Source organism: Glycomyces sp. MUSA5-2 (genome assembly GCF_037034145.1).
GTDB classification, from domain to species: Bacteria; Actinomycetota; Actinomycetes; order Mycobacteriales; family Micromonosporaceae; genus Glycomyces; species Glycomyces artemisiae.
Genome location: NZ_JBAGKG010000001.1, coordinates 975,949 through 993,848, shown reverse-complemented (window position 1 = coordinate 993,848; position 17,900 = coordinate 975,949). Strand labels below are relative to the sequence as shown.

The following is a 17,900-nucleotide window of genomic DNA, read 5'->3' as shown; positions in this document are numbered from 1 at the left end:
CGCTGTCGGCGAATGCTCGCCTGTGCGTCAGTCCTGGCTCGGGGCCTGGCGGTCGTTGCCTCCGGTGGGGCGGCGGCGACGGCGCCTGCGGCGGGCCGGGGCGTCGCCTTCGGCGTCCGAGGCGGCGGCGGGCGCGGTGTCCGTCTGCGGCTTGGACTCGCGCGGGGCGGCGTCCTCGTCGGTGCGGATGCGGCGGCGCTGGCGGCTGCGCGGGGCGTCGCCTTCGGCGTCGGAGCGGCGCTCGGGGCGCTCGCCCCCGTCGCGGGCGCCGCTGCGGGAGCCGCCGTCGCGCGAACCGCCGTCACGACCGCCGCGGCGGTCGCTCTGGCCCCGGCCGCCTTCGCCGCGGCCCCGTCCGCGCGGGCCGCGGCCGCGGCCCTTCTTGCGGGGCTCGCCCTCGACGTTCTCCTCGCGCTCGGCGGAGAGGCCGTCGCGCTTGCGGAGCTCGCTCGGGAGCGCCGGCGGGGCGCCCTCGGGGATGTCGAGGTCGGTGTACAGGTGGTCGGAGGTGTGGTAGGTCTCCAGCGGCTCGCCGAGGTCGAGGCCGTTGGCCTTGACGATGATCTTCCAGCGGGGGAGGTCCTCCCACGTCAGGAACGTGACGGCGATGCCCGTCGCGCCCGCGCGGCCGGTGCGGCCGATGCGGTGCACGTAGGTCTCGGCCTCCTCGGGCGCGTCGAAGTTGATGACGTGCGTGATGTCGGGGACGTCGATGCCGCGGGCGGCCACGTCGGTCGCCACGAGCACGTCGATCTTCCCCGAGCGGAAGGCCCGCAGGGCCCGCTCGCGCGCGTTCTGGCCGAGGTCGCCGTGGACCGAGCCGACCGCGAAGCCGCGGAAGTCCAGCTCGTCGGCGACTTTCTGCGCGGCGCGCTTGGTGCGGCAGAACATGATCGTCAGGCCGCGGCCGTTCGCCTGGAGGATCCGGGCGGCGACCTCGATCTTGTTCATCGCGTGGGTCATGTAGACCAGCTGCCGGGTGTTGTTGGCGGCCTCCAGGTCGGGGGCGCTCACGTCGGCGGCGACGGTGATGGGCCGGTTCATGTGGCGGCGCGACAGCGACATGATCGTGTCGGGCATCGTCGCCGAGAACAGCATGGTCTGGCGCTGCTCCGGCAGGAGCTTGAGGATCTTCTCGACGTCCTCGGAGAACCCGAGGTCGAGCATCCGGTCGGCCTCGTCGAGGACGCAAGTAGCGATCTTGTTGAGCTTGATGTGCTTCGACTTGTAGAGGTCGAGCAGGCGGCCCGGGGTGCCGACGATGATGTCGACGCCCGCCTTCAGGGCCTCGACCTGCGGCTCGTAGGCGCGGCCGCCGTAGATCGGCAGGACCCGGATGTTGCGGGTCTTGCCCGCGTCCTCCAGGTCGCGGGCCACCTGGAGGCCCAGCTCGCGCGTGGGGACCAGGATCAGCGCCTGGGGGAGCCCGTCGGACCCCTCCTCGGCGGAGGTGATCCGGTCGATGATCGGGAGGCCGAACCCGAAGGTCTTGCCGGTGCCCGTGGGGGCGCGCCCGATGATGTCGGAGCCCCGCAGGGCGATCGGGATCGCGTACTCCTGGATCGCGAAGGCCCGTTCGATGCCAAGCGCCGCAAGCGCTTCGACGGTCTCTTCCCGAACGCCCAGGGCTGCGAAAGTCGGCCCGTCGTTCTGGGGCCGGTCGGTGTTCAATTCGTTCACTCTGTTCACCTCGTGGCGGAGGACGTCACCAGATCCGGGGAACTCGGCGCCACATATAGTCTCGTTACACAGCGGCGACGACCGCCGGATTCGGTGAGTCGCCGCTTCGCAGGAGCGGCCCGGTGAAGAAACCGGTACCGCTTCAGGACCGCCTGGTACAGGGATGCCCCGTCGGGGCCGCGGTCCCTTCCGTCCATCCTACGCTCTCCCGGCACCATCGTCTCGGTGCGCCGTTCCCGGGCGGGGCGCGCGTTTCCCCCCGAACCCCCGATCCGGCCCTTCTGGCCTGCGAAGACGCACGTGAAGGTCCGATCGGCGACACCTACGTGAAGGCGAGGGCCGCATCCGCCCAGTGGTAACCTGCCCCGGTGTCCGAGACTTCTGATCCCGCCCCGGCCGCGGCCCCGGCGACCGCGCCCCCCGGCCGCGAGGCCGTCGTCGAACTCCTTGGGCTGCTTGCCCTCGGCGAGCTGCTCGCGTTCGAGCGCATGGTCTTCGACGCCCGCCTCGCCCCCGACCTCGGCCGGCGCGCCGCCCTCTCGGAGGCGGCCGTCGGTGAGATTCGCAACTACCGGCTGATCGCCGACCGCCTGCACGCCCTCGGGGCCGACCCCGCCGAGGCCATGGCCCCGTTCCGCGAGGCGTTCCGCTCCTTCGACGCCTCCACCTCGCCGCGCGACTGGCTCGAAGCGCTCGTGAAGGTCTACCTCGGCGACGCCGTCGCCGACGACTTCTTCCGCGCCGTCTCCTCAAGCCTGGAGGACGCCGACCGCACCGTGATCGAGACCGTGCTCGCCGAGTCCGGCGCGGCCGACCTCGCCGCTGCGGAGATCCGCGCCGCCGTCGAGGCCGACGAGTCCGTCACCGGCCGCCTGTCCCTGTGGGCCCGCCGCCTCGTCGGCGAGGGCATCAACCGCGCCCAGGGCGTGGCCGCGGCCAACGAGCGCCTCACCGCGATCATCGTCGGCGACGGCGGCACCCTCGACGCGCTCCTGCGCCGCCTCACCCGCGCCCACCAGGACCGCATGAAGTCCGTGGGCCTCAACAACTAGGGCCCTTCCCCGCGCCGAAAACGTTCGGGCACGTCACCGCCAGTGCCGTTACCGAATCGAGACGATACGGCCGCAACCGGCGCCTTCGCTCCACGCGTCTTCGGGGCGGAGGAGGACTCAACATGCGGCTCACGAAAAGCCATGTCGTCAGCGGGGTGCTCGCCGTCGCGCTGCTCGGCGCGACGGCCACCGCCTGGTACTTCGCTGCGCAGGCGCGGACCCCGGCCCAGAGGGCCGAGGAGACCGCCGAACCCGACGACAGCGTCATCACCGTCAGCGTCGACCAGGAGCAGCTGATCGACACCCTCGAATTCGAGGCGGTCCTGGACCGGACCGGCGACTTCGAGGTCCCCGCGCCGACCGCCCCGGAGGGCATCGAGACCGCGCTGGCCTCGAAGATCCCCGTTGAGGTCGGCGACGAGGTCAAGGCCGGGACCGTGCTCCTGGAGGTGTCCGGCCGCCCGATGATCGCCCTCGAAGGCGACGTGCCCGCCTACCGCGATCTCCAGGAGGGCGACACCGGCCCCGACGTGGAGCAGCTGCAACTGGCGCTCCAGCAGATCTACGGCACGCCCAAGACCGGGACGTTCGACTCGCGCACGGCCTCGGACCTGAAGAAGCTCTACGACCACGCCGGGTACGACCATGCCACGACCTCCGAGGAGGTCGCCACCGAGGAGGACGACACCGCCGAAGGCGACACCGGCGACGAGAACACCGAAGGTGGCGAGGAGAACACCGGCGGCGCCCAGACCGAGACCGTCGAGCGTGTGGCGCTGCCCGCCTCCGAGGTCGTGTTCCTGCCCGAGCTGCCCATGCAGGTCTCGAAGGTCAACGCGAAGCAGTCCGCGCCCGTCGAGGGCACCGTCCTGGTGCTCGCCTCCGGCGACTGGAAGCTGGAGGCCGAGCTCGACGAGGAGGTCGGCTCCGAGCTGTCGAAGCTCGGCGACGAGGCCGAGCTCGAATACGGCGACGGCCCCTTGGAGGGCCAGGAGGTCGGCGGCTTCGAGCTGGAGACCCGCGAGGTCGAGGGCGAGACCGACCAGTGGAGCGAGGAGGAGGCCCAGACCGTCGAGAAGACGTTCGCGATCTTCGCGTTCGACGCTGAGGCCGTCGAGGGCATCGAGGACCTCGCGCCCGGCGAGGAGCAGGAGGTCACGCTGGTGCGGGCCCGCTCTGCGGAGGACGCGCTCATCGTGCCGCTCTCGGCACTGTGGACCGATTCCGAGGGCCGGACCATGATCACCGTGCTCGAAGAGGACGGCACGACCGAGCGGCACATCGAAGTGGACGTGAGCCTGCGCCACGAAGGCCGCGGCGTGGTCGTCCCCGTCGAGGGCGAGCTCGCGGCCGGGGACGAGGTCGTGATCGCCTGGCGCGACCGGGGCAACGGCTGATGGCCCGCCGCCGGCGCGAACCCGAGACCGACACCGAGCTGCTGGAGTACATCACTCCGGACGGTGAGGACGCCGGAGCCGAGGAGCCGCAGGGGCGCAAAGCCCGCCGCGCCGCCAAGAAGGCCGCGAACCAGGCCGCGGAGGACGAGCGGGACGCGATCCCGAAGGCCAAGGGCCGCTTCGGGGTCCGCTCGATGGGCATCGCGTACGAGGCGTTCCAGTCGCTGCGCGGGCGCTCGATGCGCACGTGGATGACCGCGATCGGCATCGCCCTGGGCATCGCCGCCACGGTCGCGACCGTGGGCCTGTCGTCCACATCGGCCGCCGCCATCGCCGAGCGGTTCGACGCGACCGAGGCCACCCAGGTGACCGTGTCGTTCTCCGACACGATGAGGGACGCCGGGTACGGGCCCACCCTCGAAGCCGCGCAGCGGGTCCGCGAGATCAACGGCGTCGCCGACGCCGGGATCGTCTGCGGTTCCACCGACGACCTCGCCGCCTCCCGCACCGAGGCGGGCGACTACGTGCGCGAGGTCCCCGTGTTCGGCATGGAGCCGGGCGCGATGGCCGCGTACGGGTTCGAGTTCACGCAGGGAGCGGCCTTCGACGAGGGCCACGTCGCCCGCGGCGACCAGGTCGCCGTCATCGACGAGTCCGCCGCCCGCGACCTCGGCTACACGTCCCTCGAAGGCGGGCCGATGATCTACGTCGACGGCCGCGAGTACGCCCTCATCGGCGTCTACCAGGCCCCCGAAGGCGAAGCGAAGCTCACCGGCGCCGTCGTCGTCCCGCCGACCCCGTGCATCGAGGCCGACCCCGAGTACGCGGCCGGGCAGGTGTTCATCCGCACCGACCTGGGCGCGGCCGACAAGGTCGCCGACACCGCCCCGACCGCGGTGTTCCCCGAAGGCCCCGACAACCTGTCGGTGTCCAAGCCCTCCGACCTCCGCTCGTTCCGCAAGGGCGTGGAGAACGAGATGCAGGCGCTCCTGCTCGGCCTCGCGGCCGTCTCGCTCGTCATCGGCGCCGTCTCGGTCTCCAACACCGCGCTCGTGTCGGTCATGGAGCGCCGAAGCGAGATCGGCCTGCGCCGCGCCGTCGGGGCCGCCCGGCGGGCGGTGGCGATGCAGTTCGTGTGGGAGTCGACGCTCATCGGGCTCATCGGCGGCCTCGTCGGCACGGTCCTGGGCGTGAACGTCACCGCGTTCGTGTCCCTCTACCGCGACTGGCAGATCGTCTTCGACCCCGCCCTGTTCGCGGCCGGGCCCGTCATCGGCGCCGTCGTCGGCATCGTCGCCGGCGTCTACCCCGCCTGGCGCGCCTCCAGAATCCCGCCCGCGGTCACCCTGAGGACCTGACGCTCGTTAGACCCGCGTGAACCTCATCGAGGACGCCCGGGACCTGTTCCTGCCCGCCGCCTGCGCCTCCTGCCGGAGCGCCCGGGCGGCGGGCGGCGGCGTCTGGAGGGGCCTGTGCCCCGACTGCGCTCAGGAGCTGCGGGACCTGCGCCCGCGCCTCGCGACACCCCTCCACGCCGCCCCGCCCGCCGTGGCCGCCGGGCCCTACGCGGGCGCGCTCGCCGAAGCCCTCAACGAGTACAAGGAGCGGTCCCGCCGCGAGCTCGCCCCCGCCCTCGGCCGCCTCCTCGCCGGAGCCCTCGCCGTCGTCGCCCCCGAGGTCCCCGGCGCCGTGCTCGTCCCCGTCCCGCCCACCGCCGCGGCCCGCCGCGCCCGCGGCTTCGACCACGTCGCCGGCATGGCCGCCGGACTCGGCGACCTGCGCCCGTGCCTGCGGGCCCGCCCGCGCCCCGACTCGGTCGGCCTGACCCCCGCCCAGCGCGAGGAGGCCGCCCGCCGGAGCCTGCGCCCCGCCCGCCGCGCGATCCGGGCGCTGGCCGCCTTGGGCCGCCCCGCGGTCCTCGTCGACGACGTCGTCACCACCGGCGCCACGCTCCGCGCCGCGGCGCTGGTGCTGCGGGACGCGGGCATAGAGGTCCCCGCGGCGGTCGTCGTCGCGGCGGCCTGAACCGCACTCCAGGGGTTTGCGGGACGGGAGTGCGGCAATCCTCCTTGTGTCATGATCCCGACAACCCCGTCTGGAGGGTTCGAACGCGAATGCGAAGAGTTGTCTCGGTTCCGCCGGAATCCGTGCGCGCACCCTCGGAGCATTGGAGAATTCCGGTAGCCGAAGGGTCGACTTTCGGTGAGCGAGGGGTTAGTCTCGAAATCTCAGATCGGTAACGAGACGGCAGAGGCCAGTTGGCCCAAAGGTGAACGCCCCCTTCTACAGAGGTGTTCGCATCCGTCCTGACCGTGAAGGGAGGTCGCTCCATCCGCCGTACCGGAACCACGGCTCCGGACCCAGCACACGCAACTACGTCAGCGCCGCGGAAGCGCGCGGCGCACCTGGGAGGTTCAGAGGTGGACATCGTCGTCAAGGGCCGGAACGTAGAGGTCCCCGACCACTACCGCGGTCTCGTCGAAGAGAAGATCGAGGGCAAGATCGCGAAGTACCTCGCCCGCTACGACGGGGAGGCGATCAAGATCGACGTCGAGCTCTATCACGAGCCCAATCCCCGCCAGGCCGACCATGCGCAGCGCGTCGAGATCACGTGCCGTCCGAAGGGCGCGGTCATCCGCGCCGAGGCGTGCGCCGGGGACTTCAGGTCCGCGTTCGAGCTCGCGGTGACCAAGCTCGGCCACCAGCTCCGCAAGACCTCCGACCGCAAGCGCGTCTCGCGCGGCGGCACCAAGGCCCCGATCTCGGTGGCCGAGGCGACCGCGAACGGCGGCGGCCGCATCCCCGAGGGCGCGACCCTCGTGGCGGAGCCCGACGCGAAGGAGCGCGCCGCGCGCGCCCGCTTCATCTCCGAGGACGTCGACCACTTCGACGGCCTCGTCGAGGACCACCTGCCGGGCCGGATCGTCCGCGAGAAGATCCACCCCGGCGAGCCGATGACCGTCGACGACGCCCTCCAGAACATGGAGCTCGTCGGCCACGACTTCTACCTCTTCCACGACAAGGAGACCGGCCGCCCGTCCGTCGTGTACCGCCGCAGGGCCTTCGACTACGGCCTGCTCAAGCTCGACCTCTAGGACCGCGTAGCGAAAGGGCCCCGGCGGATGCCGGGGCCCTTTTTCTCAACGATCTTCACACGTTCGGGTCAGCCCTCCAGGGCCGAGCCGGACTTCCAGTCGTCCCAGGACTTGATCCAGAAGCCCCAGCCGTTGTTCCACGGCATCTCGCGCGGGGAGCCGGTGACGTCGACCGGGTCGCCGCGCTGGGCGATCCCGTAGAACCACTCGGCGTTCGAGTCGCTCGCGTTCAGGCAGCCGTGCGAGAGGTTCGCCGAGCCGAGGCTCCCGTTCCAGGGCGCGCCGTGGACGAACTCGCCGGAGGCGTTGATGCGGGTGGCCCACTTGACAGGCGTCGAGTAGTAGCCCTCGTCGCCCTCCTCGCGGCCGGGCGAGACCATGACCTTGTCGGCGAACTTCTCCATGACCAGGTGGACGCCGGTGGCCGTGTAGTACTCCCACTCCTCGCCGTTGCCGCCCGAGATCGGGATCTCCTTCTCCACCTCGCCGTCGAACTTGACGGTCATGGTGTGGGTCTCCAGGTCCGCGTGGGAGGTCTGCGACCGCCCGATCTCCATGACGGCCTCGTAGTTCTCGTCGCCCCACGTGTCGCCGCCGAGGAAGACGCCGTCGAAGTTCGCCGTGAAGGTGACCTTCTGGTACGGCTGCCAGTACTCCTTCGTGCGGTAGATCGCCTGCGAGTCGCTGATCCAGTGCCAGGCCCCCTCGTGGCCCAGCTCGGACTCGACCTTGAGGTTCTTCTCGACCTCGGCCCGGTCGGGGGCGTCCTCGGTGAAGAACACGATGATCGGCGCGCCGACGCCGACGGTCTCGCCCTCCACGATCGGCGTCACGTCGGCCACCCCGAAGCCGGTGCCGTCCCGGCGCTCGGTGGTGAAGGTCTGCTCGAACTCGGTGACGGTGCCGTCGGAGCTGACGGCCTTCGCGGCGACGGTGTGGACCGAGCCCGCGTCCATCACGCCTTTCGAGGTCCAGGAGGTGAGGTCCTCGGCGAAGTCGCCTTCGATGGTCTTGGACCGGTCGGAGGTCACGTTGACCTCTTCGAGGATGCCGTCCACCACGGTGAGGTTGAACGGCTGGGACGGATCATGGTCGTCGACGGCGTCGAGCGACACTACGGGCACGATCGGGGCCGGCGTGAACGTCCCCTGCTGGGGTTCGGCGCACGCGGCAAGCGAGAGCAGCGACGTCGCCGAGGCAGCGGCGACGAAGGACCGGCGTTTCAAAGGGGGTTCCTCCACAAAGCGAAGCGACGCGATAACTATATCTCCGACGCCCGGCCCCACCCCTTGGGTTGCACGCTAGTCGCTGCTCAACACAGCCCACACCAACGTGTCGCGCCTGCGGCCCGCCAGCGTCGGCAGTCCGCCGCGCTCCACGCCCTCCAGGCGGAAGCCCGCGCGGCGCAGGACCGCCTGCGAAGCGGTGTTGTGGAGGTCCGTCCCGGCCCACACCCGGTCGAGCCCGACCTCGCGGAACGCCCAGCGCCGCACCAGGTTCACCGCCCTGGTCGCGTACCCGCGGCCGCGCACCGACGCGCGCAGGTCGTAGCCGATCATGCCGGTGCCGACGATCCGCGCCACGTCGTACAGCCCGATCGTGCCCTGGTAGCCCTCGCCGTCATCGATGACCATGAGGGCGCTGCGCCCGCGCAGCCAGTCGACCGCGGCCCGCCACTCGCACACCTCGCGGGCCTCCTCGGCGCTCGGCGGCAGCGGCAGCGCCGCCCCGGCGTACACGTCGGGGCTGGAGCGGTGCCGCAGGTGGGCCTCGAAGTCGCCGGCGCCGAGCGGCCGGAGCGTGACGACCCCGTCGGACAGCGTCCCGCCGGGCAGGTCCGGCAGGACCCGCGGGGACGGGCCGGTGCCGTCGCCCGGGAGCAGGCCGAGGGTGAGCGCGTGGGTGCCGTCCCAGGCCGCACCGCGGGCGACGCCGCCGTCGGGCCGGAAGCCCGCACCGAGCGCCGAGCGGATCGCGGCGTGGTCGCGCACGGGCGGGCGCGCTTCAAGCCGGTGCGCCCCCGCCTCGAACACGACCGGCGCGACCGCGCGGAGCATCGCCGAGGCGAGCCGCTTCCCGCGCCGCTCGGGGGCGACCCAGTACCGCACCGAGACGACCCCTGAGCCCTCGAACCCGAGGGCGCCCCACACCGCCTCGCCTTCGGGGGACACCGCCACGGCGTCGGGCTCGAAACCGCAGTCCACGGTGGTCGCGGCGTCGGACGGCCGCAGCACGAACGCCGTCGTCGCGACGGGTTCGAAGAAATTCACGTCCCCAGACAAGCAGCCCAGGGGCGGTGCGTCAACCGTTTGAGGAGTCTGATTCGCACCGGATGGCCCGGATCAGCGCGCCAGTTCCTCGGGGAACAGGCTCGCGATCACGGAGTCCCGGCGGCCCAGCGGGCCGCTGCGCATCCGCCGCCGCACGCCCTCCACGGTGAACCCGGCCTTCTGCGCGACGCGCAGCGACGCCTCGTTCTCCGGGTCGGCCCGCCACTCGATGCGCTCCAAAGCGAGCGAGTCGAACCCGAGGCGGCACAGGCGCTTGACGGCGGCGGTCATCCACCCGCGCCCGCGCGCCCACGGCGCCGTCAGGTACCCGACCTCCGACTCGCCGGGCTCGCGGAGCATGAGCTCCACGGAGCCGCAGTAGCGGTCGTGCTCGTCGGCGAGGACGTACAGGACGCGGTCGCCGAGGTCCCAGGCGCGGCGCTTGTCGCGCAGGAACTGCTCGGCGTCGGACCGCGCGTAGTCGCGCGGCATGGGCGTGAACCGCTGCACCTCCGGGTCGGCGCAGGCCGTCGCCACGTCGTCGAGGTCCGCCTCTTTCAAGGGCCGCAACCGCAGTCCCGCGGCGCCGGTCTCCAGATCGGGCTGCGGTGCGGTGAAGAACGCGGCCTGGCGCTTGAGGATCTCGTAGTGCGGGGGCGGGTCGTCGGGGCCGCGGAGGTCCCCGGGGAGCATCCCGCCGATCCAGCAGTCGCGGGTGACGCCGCGCTGGTTGACGCCGCCGCGCGAGACCCCTTCGACGGTGAACCCGGTGCGCAGGGCCGCGAGGCGCGAGGCGTGGTTGCCGACGATCGCGTCCCACGCGATGCGGCGGGCGCCGAGACGGTCGAACCCGAACGCGACGGCCGCGCGGATGCCGCGCTGGGCGACGCCGCGGCCCCGCGCCCACGGCGCGGTCACGTAGGTGATCGTCATCTCGCCGGGGAAGGACTTCGTCAGGGCCATGGAGCCGACGAGCACGCCGTCCTCCTCGACGGCCCACCGCGGGTTCTCCCCGCCCCAGTGGCGCCGCTGCACCTCCACGAACCGCTGCCGCGCCGAGCCGCCCCACGGCAGGGGCATGACGAGGAACCGCTCGATGAGCGGATCGGCGTAGATCCGGGCCAGATCGGGCAGGTGCCGCTGCTCCCAGGCGACGAGCCGCAGGCCGTCGGCATCGAGGGTGACGGGTTCCATAGCCTCCGATTGTGCCCCACCAACGGCCGTCAGGACCAGCCGCCGCCTACGCGTAGTATTGACCGGGATATCCACCCGATCTGGTCAAGACGTTGCTGGGGGCTGATCTTCCGTGTCGTTGTTCGAGAAGGTACTGCGGGCCGGCGAGGGCCGCGCGCTCAAGCGACTCAACGCGATCGCCGACGCGGTCGACTCCTTGGAAGACGAGTACAAGGCGCTCACCGACGCCGAGCTGCGCGCGCTCACCGACGAGTACAAGGAGCGCCTGAAAGACGGCGAGACCACCGACGACCTCATGCCCGAGGCGTTCGCCACAGTCCGCGAGGCGGCCTGGCGCGTCCGCGGGATGCGCCACTACCACGTGCAGCTCATGGGCGGCGCCGCACTGCACCAGGGCAACATCGCCGAGATGAAGACCGGCGAGGGCAAGACCCTCGTCTCGACGCTCCCCGTCTACCTCAACGGGCTCACCGGCAAGGGCGTCCACCAGGTCACCGTCAACGACTACCTGGTCCGCCGCGACGCCGAGTGGATGGGCGAGATCCACCGCTTCCTGGGCCTGTCCGTCGGCGTCGTGCTCCCCGGCGAGGGCTCGGAGAAGCACCGCGAGGCCTACCTCGCCGACGTCACGTACTCCACGAACAACGAGCTGGCCTTCGACTACCTGCGCGACAACATGACCGCCTCCGCGGACAGCCTCGTGCAGCGCGGCCACCACTTCGCGCTCGTCGACGAGGTCGACTCGATCCTCATCGACGAGGCCCGCACCCCGATCATCATCTCGGGCCCCGCCGAGCACTCCAAGCGCTGGTACACCGAGTTCGCGAACATCGTCCGCTCCATGAAGCGCGACGAGCACTACGAGGTCGACGAGGGCAAGCGCACCATCGCGATCTCCGAGGCCGGCGTGGCCCGCGTCGAAGACCGCCTCGGCATCGAGAACCTCTACGACTCGGTGAACACCCCGCTCGTCGGCTACCTGAACAACGCGATCAAGGCGCAGGAGCTGTTCGAGCGCAACCGCGAGTACATCGTCTCCGAGGACGACGAGGTGCTCATCGTCGACGAGTTCACCGGCCGCGTCCTGCCGGGCCGCCGCTTCAACGAGGGCATCCACCAGGCCATCGAGGCCAAGGAGAAGGTGGAGATCAAGCAGGAGAACCAGACGTTCGCCACCACCACCCTCCAGAACTACTTCCGCCTCTACGAGAAGCTCGCGGGCATCACCGGCACCGCGCAGACCGAGGCGTCGGAGTTCAACAACGTCTACGGCATGGGCGTCATCCCGATCCCCACGAACAAGCCGATGATCCGCCGCGACCAGCCCGACGTCATCTACAAGACCGAAGAGGCGAAGTTCCAGGCCGTCGTCGACGACATCGCCGAGCGCCACGAGACCGGCCAGCCGGTCCTCGTCGGCACCGTCTCGGTCGAGAAGTCGGAGATGCTCGCGCGCCTGTTGAAGAAGCGCGGCATCCCGCACAACGTGCTCAACGCGAAGAACCACGCGAAGGAAGCCGAGTACATCGCGCAGGCGGGCCAGCGCGGCGCCGTCACCGTCGCCACCAACATGGCCGGGCGCGGCACCGACATCATGCTCGGCGGCAACCCCGAGTACCTCGCGGCCTCCGACCTGCGCGCGCGCGGCGTCGACGACGCCGACGAGGAGACCTACTCGGCGGCGTGGGCCGAGGCCATCGAGAAGTTCGAGGAGACGACCAAGGCCGAGGCCGAGGACGTCAAGGACGCGGGCGGCCTGTACGTGCTCGGCACCGAGCGCCACGAGTCGCGCCGCATCGACAACCAGCTGCGCGGCCGCGCGGGCCGCCAGGGCGACCCGGGCGAGTCCCGGTTCTACCTGTCGCTCTCGGACGACCTGATGAAGCGGTTCAACGCGGACGCCGTGCGCGCCATGATGAACCGGATGCGCGTCCCCGACGACGTGCCGATCGTGTCGAAGCTCGTGACCCGCCAGATCGAGTCGGCGCAGTCGCAGATCGAGGGCCACAACGCGGAGATCCGCAAGAACGTCCTCAAGTACGACGAGGTCATGAACAACCAGCGCACCGTCATCTACGACGAGCGGCGCAAGGTCCTCGACGGCGAGGACGTCTCCGAGCAGATCTCGCACTTCATCGACGACGTCCTGGAGGCGTACGTCGCGGGCGCCACGAGCGAGGGCTACGGCGAGGACTGGGATCTCGACGAGCTGTGGTCGGCGTTCAAGCAGCTGTACCCGATCGCCTTGTCGCACAAGGAGGTCGTGAAGCAGGCGGGCGGGCTCGACGAGCTCGACGCCGAGACGCTCCTCAAGGCCGTCAAGGAGGACGCGCACGAGGTCTACGCCGCGCGCGAAGAGGAGTTCGGCGAAGAGGTGCTGCGGAAGCTGGAGCGGCGGGTGCTGCTCCAGACGATCGACCGGAAGTGGCGCGAGCACCTGTACGAGGTGGACTACCTCAAGCAGGGCATCAGCCTGCGGGCGTACGCGCAGCGCGACCCGGTCATCGAGTACCAGCGCGAGGCGTTCGACATGTTCCAGACGATGCTCGACGGCATCAAGGAGGACACGGTCCGCTTCCTGATGAACGCCGAGCTGAAGGCCAAGCCCGCCGAGGGCGGGGCGGCGGCCGAGCCGGAGGCGACGATCCGCGGCCTGGAGCCGCTGCGCAAGCCGGAGATGCTGCTCCAGTCGGCGCCGTCGATGGACAACGCGAGCGGCGTGGAGAGCCAGGCGACGACCGAGGACGGCGCGGTGTTCAAGCGCCCGCCGAAGCCGGTCGCGGGCCAGAAGCGCGACGTGAAGCGCACCCCGGGCGCGGGCCAGAAGGGCGCCGCGAAGGTCGCCCCGAAGTCGGCGCGCTCGGCCGGTCCGCGCAAGGCCGCGACCGCGCCGCCCGCGCAGCAGGCGAACCCGGGCCAGCGGCACGTCGAGAAGGTCGGCCCGAACGCCCCGTGCCCGTGCGGTTCGGGCAAGAAGTACAAGCGCTGCCACGGCGCGCCCGGCGGCGCCGCCGACTAGGGCGCAGACTAAGGGCATGGCGCGAATCTACGTACCCGCGAACGCGGCGATGCTGCGGACGCTGGCCGACACCGGCGAGCTCAAGCCGGTGTCGGCCGTCCACACCGTGACCTCCTGGCTGCGGCGCGAGGCGCCGGGGGCCGACGAGGAGGACCTGGAGTACACGGCGTTCGACGACGCGGCGTTCGCGTCGCTGGCGCTGCTGCCCGGGTCGGAGCCGCGCCGGGTCGTGGTCTCCGCCGACGTCCCCGACGAGCGCGTCACCGCGCACGCCGAGGGCACCGGCGCGGACTTCGACGGGGACGTGAAGCTCAAGCGCGTCGCGGCGGTCCACATGGACGACGCCGAGGCCGCGGTGGTCATCGCCGCTGCGGGCACCGCGGACGACCTCGCCGCGGTCGAGGAGCACGTCCTCGACTGGTACGCCCCGTCGGAGCTTCAGGAGCTCTTGGCGGCCTTGGGCGTCTTAGGGAGCAGGAACCCGTAGGCGAAGACCGCGCACAGCGCCCCGGCGAACAGCGCGGTCATCGACCCGTTGTACTGCCACTGGAAGCTGAGGGCGAGGAACGCCTGGTCGAGCGGGGCGACCTCGTTCAGGCCGACGTTCAGGAGCACCTCGACGCCGATCTGGGCGAGGATCGTGGCGGTGAGCCAGACCGCGCCGGGGACGGCGCCCGCGAGCAGGTGCCCGAGGAGCTTGACGCCCGCCTTCTTCTGGCGCAGGTACAGGAACGCGCACACGCCGCAGGCGATCCCGGCGATGAAGGGGATGGCGGTGCCGAGCGCGCCGTACTCGTCGAGCGGGTCGGAGAACAGGCTCACCGAGGACGCGGCCTCGTAGAAGCCGCGGCCGAACATGAACGCCAGCAGCAGGAGCACCGCGCTCAGCCCCGCGACCACGGGGACGCTGCGCTTCGGCAGCGCGAACAGGCCGCCGACGAGCGCGGAGGCGAGCAGGACGAGGCCGAGGACCAGCGCGATGTCGGCGTCCACCCCGAACCCGAGGTAGGCGACCGTGCCGGTGACGAGGCCGGTGACGAGCGCGCCGAGGACCGCGAGGGCCTTCTGCGGGCCCGGGAGCAGCCGGGGCGCGACCGTGCCGGCGACGGCTCCGGCGAAGACGGTGACGATGATGGGGCTGAACAGGCTGTTCGCCAGGAGCATGACGCCGGTGTCGTCGAGGCCGTCGGCCATGCCGGTGAGGCGGTACAGGGAGTAGACGACGCCGGCCAGGGAGGCGACGGCGGCGGCGCCGAGGACCCACAGCGCGACGCGGCCCGGCCGGGGCTCGGCTGCGGCGGTGGCGGACTCGGCGGTTGCGGCTGGCTGCTCCTGCGTGTTGGTCACGACCCCCAGAGTACGGATGCGCCGCCGCGGCGCACTGCTCGGTCGGGCGGGTGTGGCCCGGGGCCCCCGCGCGGGGTCTTTGTTCCCATCGCACCAGTTCGCAAGGCCCGGACTGTGCGAGGATGGCGGTAGCGACACCGGTCTAGTAACCTCGTGTTCAAAGCCAAGTGATCCTAATATCCGTCGAATCAACGGGAGTGCGCGATGAACGCCTTGTTTACGGTACCCACACCGGAGAACGAACCGGTCAATTCGTACGCGCCCGGGACGCCCGAGCGCGAGAGCCTCCAGAAGAAGCTCGCCGAGCTCGCCGCGACCCGCCTGGACCTCGACCACAACATCGCGGGCCAGTGGCGCCGCGGCACGGGCGCCGAGATCGAGGTCGTCCAGCCCCACAACCGCCACCACGTCCTCGGCACCGCCCGCGAGGCCACCGCCGGGGAGTGGGCCGACGCCGTCGCCGCCGCCAAGGCCGCCCGCCACGACTGGATCCGCACCGACTTCGCCGACCGCGCCGCCGTCTTCCTGCGCGCCGCCGAACTCCTCGCGGGCCCCTACCGCGACACCGTCAACGCCGCGACCATGCTCGGCCAGTCCAAGACCGCCGCGCAGGCCGAGATCGACGCCGCGTGCGAGCTCATCGACTTCCTGCGCTTCAACGTCTCCTTCGCCGAAGGCATCTACCGGCACCAGCCGAACTCCTCCAAGGGCCTGTGGAACCGCATGGACCACCGCCCCCTCGACGGGTTCGTCCTCGCGATCACCCCGTTCAACTTCACCGCCATCTCCGGGAACCTCCCCACCGCGCCCGCCCTCATGGGCAACACCGTGGTGTGGAAGCCCTCGCCGACCCAGCAGTTCGCCGCGCACGTCGTCATGCAGGTGCTCCTGGAGGCGGGCCTGCCGCACGGCGTCATCAACATGGTCACCGGCGTCGGCGAGCACTCCGAGGTCGCGCTCCTGGACGCCGACCTCGGCGGCATCCACTTCACCGGCTCCACCAGGACCTTCCAGCACCTGTGGTCCACCGTGGGCGCCAACATCGGCGGCTATCGCACCTACCCGCGCCTGGTCGGCGAGACCGGTGGCAAGGACTTCATCATCGCCCACCCCAGCGCCGACCCGCACGCGCTCGCGGTCGCGATGGTCCGCGGCGCCTACGAGTACCAGGGCCAGAAGTGCTCCGCGCTCTCGCGGACCTACGTGCCCGCCTCGCTGTGGAAGCACGGCCTGCGCGACGCCGTCGTCGGCATGACCGAGGACATCACCTACGGCGACGTCACCGACTTCGCCAACTTCGGCGGCGCCGTCATCGACGCCCGCGCCTACGCCAAGCACACCGCGCTCTTCGAACGCCTGCAAGGGGACGCGAAGGCCACCGTCGTCACCGGCGGCACCGCCGACGACTCGCAGGGCTTCTTCGTGCAGCCCACGCTCATCGAGTCCACGGACCCGACCCACGAGCTGTTCACCGAGGAGTACTTCGGGCCGATCAACGCCGTCCACGTCTACGACGACGCCGACTTCGACACCGTCGTGGGCCAGGCCGCCGACATCGCCCCGTACGCGCTCACCGGCGCGGTCTTCGCCACCGACCGGGCCGCCATCGCCCGCGCGAGCGAAGCCCTCCGCTTCGCCGCCGGGAACTACTACATCAACGACAAGCCCACCGGCGCGGTCGTCGGCCAGCAGCCCTTCGGCGGCTCCCGCGGCTCGGGCACCAACGACAAGGCCGGCTCCTGGCAGAACCTCGTCCGCTGGGTCAGCCCCCGCTCCATCAAGGAGAACTTCCTCCCTCCGACGGAGTACCGCTACCCGCACCAGGGCTAGCCGTCCGCTGAAGGGGCCCGGGTCGCACGGTCCGGGCCCTCTTTGTTATCGGCATACGATGTGTATACTTCTGGTATGACTGGCATGACTACGATCAAGGTACCGGTAGAGCTGCGGGACCGCATCTCCCGCCTCGCTCGCAGCCAGCACGTCTCGATGGCGGTCGCGGTCGAGCATGCACTCGACGCCGCCGAGACCGAGGAGTTCTGGGCCCAGGTGCGCGCCACCATGGGTTCGGCAGAGGCTCGTGCCGACCTCGCTCGCGAGACCGAGGAGTTGTCTGGGACCCTCCGTGACGGCCTCGAACCTGAGGACTGGAGCGACATCCTGTGAACCGCGGGGACATCTACCTCTGCGACTTCGGCGACCCCATCGGCCATGAGCAGGGTTTCCAGCGCCCCGCCCTGATCGTCTCCCATAACGAGATGTCGCGAGCGGGCATCCCGATCGTCGTGCCCATCTCCCGCACTCGCAAGGGTTATCCCACGCACGTCGAACTCGAAGGGGCCCTTCCGGTCACGAGCTACGTGCAGTGCGAGCAGATCCGCGTCGTCTCCTCTGAACGGATGATTCGCCCGGTCGGAGTGGTCGACGGCATGATGATGCTCAAGGTCGAACTGATCCTCAAACGCTTGCTCGGCCTGCACTGAGCGACGGCGGGGGCCCGGACCGCGTGGTCCGGGCTCCTTTCTATGCTTGCCCCATGACGAAGCGTGAGCATCCGCTGAAGGGCGAGTTCGACACCGCCGAGGCCCGCTGGGAGCGCACGACCCACGAGGACGGCACCCCCGCCGCACTGGAGATCGGCTACGCCGACAACGGACTCGTGGCCCTGCGCATGGCCGAGGACCCCGAGGGCGACATCCTCATCTACACCCCGTCCGAGTGGGAGGCCTTCGTCGAGGGCGTCCGCGACGGCGAGTTCGACCTCCCCACTTGGGACGACGAGCCGATCGTCGAGGTCATCGAGGATGACGATGACGAGCCCGCCAAGCCCTAGACCGCACGTTCGAAGC

The 17,900-nt window shown here is 71.0% G+C and carries 16 protein-coding genes; 11 read left to right on the top strand and 5 right to left on the bottom strand.

Annotated features, from left to right (window positions below):
• Positions 1 to 27: 27 nt before the first annotated feature.
• Positions 28 to 1,680, bottom strand: a complete 1,653-nt coding sequence (locus WA640_RS04695) for a DEAD/DEAH box helicase (RefSeq protein ID WP_335986337.1) — start codon at positions 1,678 to 1,680, stop codon at positions 28 to 30.
• Between the two features lie 368 nt (positions 1,681 to 2,048).
• Between WA640_RS04695 and WA640_RS04690 the strand changes: the two genes are divergently transcribed.
• The 5 genes from WA640_RS04690 to hpf all read left to right on the top strand — a co-directional run bounded on the left by WA640_RS04690 (position 2,049) and on the right by hpf (position 7,224).
• Positions 2,049 to 2,732, top strand: coding sequence for a ferritin-like fold-containing protein (locus WA640_RS04690; protein ID WP_335986335.1), 684 nt, complete (start codon positions 2,049 to 2,051; stop codon positions 2,730 to 2,732).
• Positions 2,733 to 2,854: 122 nt separating this feature from the next.
• On the top strand, positions 2,855 to 4,129 hold the full coding sequence (locus tag WA640_RS04685) for a hypothetical protein (protein ID WP_335986334.1): 1,275 nt from the start codon (positions 2,855 to 2,857) through the stop codon (positions 4,127 to 4,129).
• On the top strand, positions 4,129 to 5,487 hold the full coding sequence (locus WA640_RS04680; protein ID WP_335986333.1) for an ABC transporter permease: 1,359 nt from the start codon (positions 4,129 to 4,131) through the stop codon (positions 5,485 to 5,487). Before WA640_RS04685 ends, WA640_RS04680 begins: the two co-directional genes overlap by 1 nt.
• Positions 5,488 to 5,503: 16 nt before the next feature.
• Entirely contained in the window at positions 5,504 to 6,154 is a 651-nt protein-coding gene (locus WA640_RS04675) for a ComF family protein (RefSeq protein ID WP_335986332.1), read from the top strand.
• 395 nt (positions 6,155 to 6,549) lie between these two features.
• Complete coding sequence (gene hpf / locus WA640_RS04670; protein ID WP_106363989.1) at positions 6,550 to 7,224, top strand: ribosome hibernation-promoting factor, HPF/YfiA family; 675 nt, start codon at positions 6,550 to 6,552, stop codon at positions 7,222 to 7,224.
• Between the two features lie 68 nt (positions 7,225 to 7,292).
• Here the strand turns inward: hpf and WA640_RS04665 are convergent, their stop codons facing one another.
• The 3 genes from WA640_RS04665 to WA640_RS04655 form a co-directional block, all read right to left on the bottom strand.
• Positions 7,293 to 8,450 carry an Ig-like domain-containing protein gene (locus tag WA640_RS04665; RefSeq protein WP_106363988.1) on the bottom strand — a complete coding sequence of 386 codons (1,158 nt, stop codon included), beginning with the start codon at positions 8,448 to 8,450 and terminating at the stop codon, positions 7,293 to 7,295.
• Positions 8,451 to 8,525: 75 nt separating this feature from the next.
• Positions 8,526 to 9,494: a GNAT family N-acetyltransferase gene (locus tag WA640_RS04660; protein WP_335986331.1), complete on the bottom strand. Its 969-nt coding sequence runs from the start codon at positions 9,492 to 9,494 to the stop codon at positions 8,526 to 8,528.
• A 72-nt stretch (positions 9,495 to 9,566) separates the two neighbouring features.
• The gene (locus WA640_RS04655) at positions 9,567 to 10,688 is read right to left on the bottom strand and encodes a GNAT family N-acetyltransferase (protein ID WP_335986330.1); all 1,122 of its coding nucleotides are present in this window, start codon (positions 10,686 to 10,688) and stop codon (positions 9,567 to 9,569) included.
• Positions 10,689 to 10,800: 112 nt separating this feature from the next.
• On the opposite strand from WA640_RS04655, the gene secA reads away from it, so the two are divergent.
• Positions 10,801 to 13,707 (top strand): preprotein translocase subunit SecA, encoded by a 2,907-nt coding sequence (gene secA / locus WA640_RS04650; RefSeq protein ID WP_335986329.1) that lies wholly within the window; start codon positions 10,801 to 10,803, stop codon positions 13,705 to 13,707.
• Between the two features lie 16 nt (positions 13,708 to 13,723).
• The gene (locus WA640_RS04645) at positions 13,724 to 14,194 is read left to right on the top strand and encodes a DUF6912 family protein (protein WP_335986328.1); all 471 of its coding nucleotides are present in this window, start codon (positions 13,724 to 13,726) and stop codon (positions 14,192 to 14,194) included.
• Here the strand turns inward: WA640_RS04645 and WA640_RS04640 are convergent.
• Positions 14,146 to 15,054, bottom strand: a complete 909-nt coding sequence (locus WA640_RS04640) for a hypothetical protein (RefSeq protein WP_335986327.1) — start codon at positions 15,052 to 15,054, stop codon at positions 14,146 to 14,148. The genes WA640_RS04645 and WA640_RS04640 overlap by 49 nt on opposite strands.
• A 204-nt stretch (positions 15,055 to 15,258) precedes the next feature.
• On the opposite strand from WA640_RS04640, the gene pruA reads away from it, so the two are divergent.
• The 4 genes from pruA (at position 15,259) to WA640_RS04620 (ending at position 17,884) form a co-directional block, all read left to right on the top strand.
• Positions 15,259 to 16,884 carry an L-glutamate gamma-semialdehyde dehydrogenase gene (gene pruA, locus WA640_RS04635; RefSeq protein ID WP_335986326.1) on the top strand — a complete coding sequence of 542 codons (1,626 nt, stop codon included), beginning with the start codon at positions 15,259 to 15,261 and terminating at the stop codon, positions 16,882 to 16,884.
• A gap of 75 nt (positions 16,885 to 16,959) precedes the next feature.
• Complete coding sequence (locus WA640_RS04630) at positions 16,960 to 17,217, top strand: hypothetical protein (protein WP_335986325.1); 258 nt, start codon at positions 16,960 to 16,962, stop codon at positions 17,215 to 17,217.
• Positions 17,214 to 17,534 (top strand): type II toxin-antitoxin system PemK/MazF family toxin, encoded by a 321-nt coding sequence (locus WA640_RS04625; protein WP_335986324.1) that lies wholly within the window; start codon positions 17,214 to 17,216, stop codon positions 17,532 to 17,534. The genes WA640_RS04630 and WA640_RS04625 overlap by 4 nt, the downstream gene beginning before the upstream one ends.
• Before the next feature lie 53 nt (positions 17,535 to 17,587).
• Positions 17,588 to 17,884 carry a DUF397 domain-containing protein gene (locus WA640_RS04620; protein ID WP_106363980.1) on the top strand — a complete coding sequence of 99 codons (297 nt, stop codon included), beginning with the start codon at positions 17,588 to 17,590 and terminating at the stop codon, positions 17,882 to 17,884.
• Positions 17,885 to 17,900: the final 16 nt, after the last annotated feature.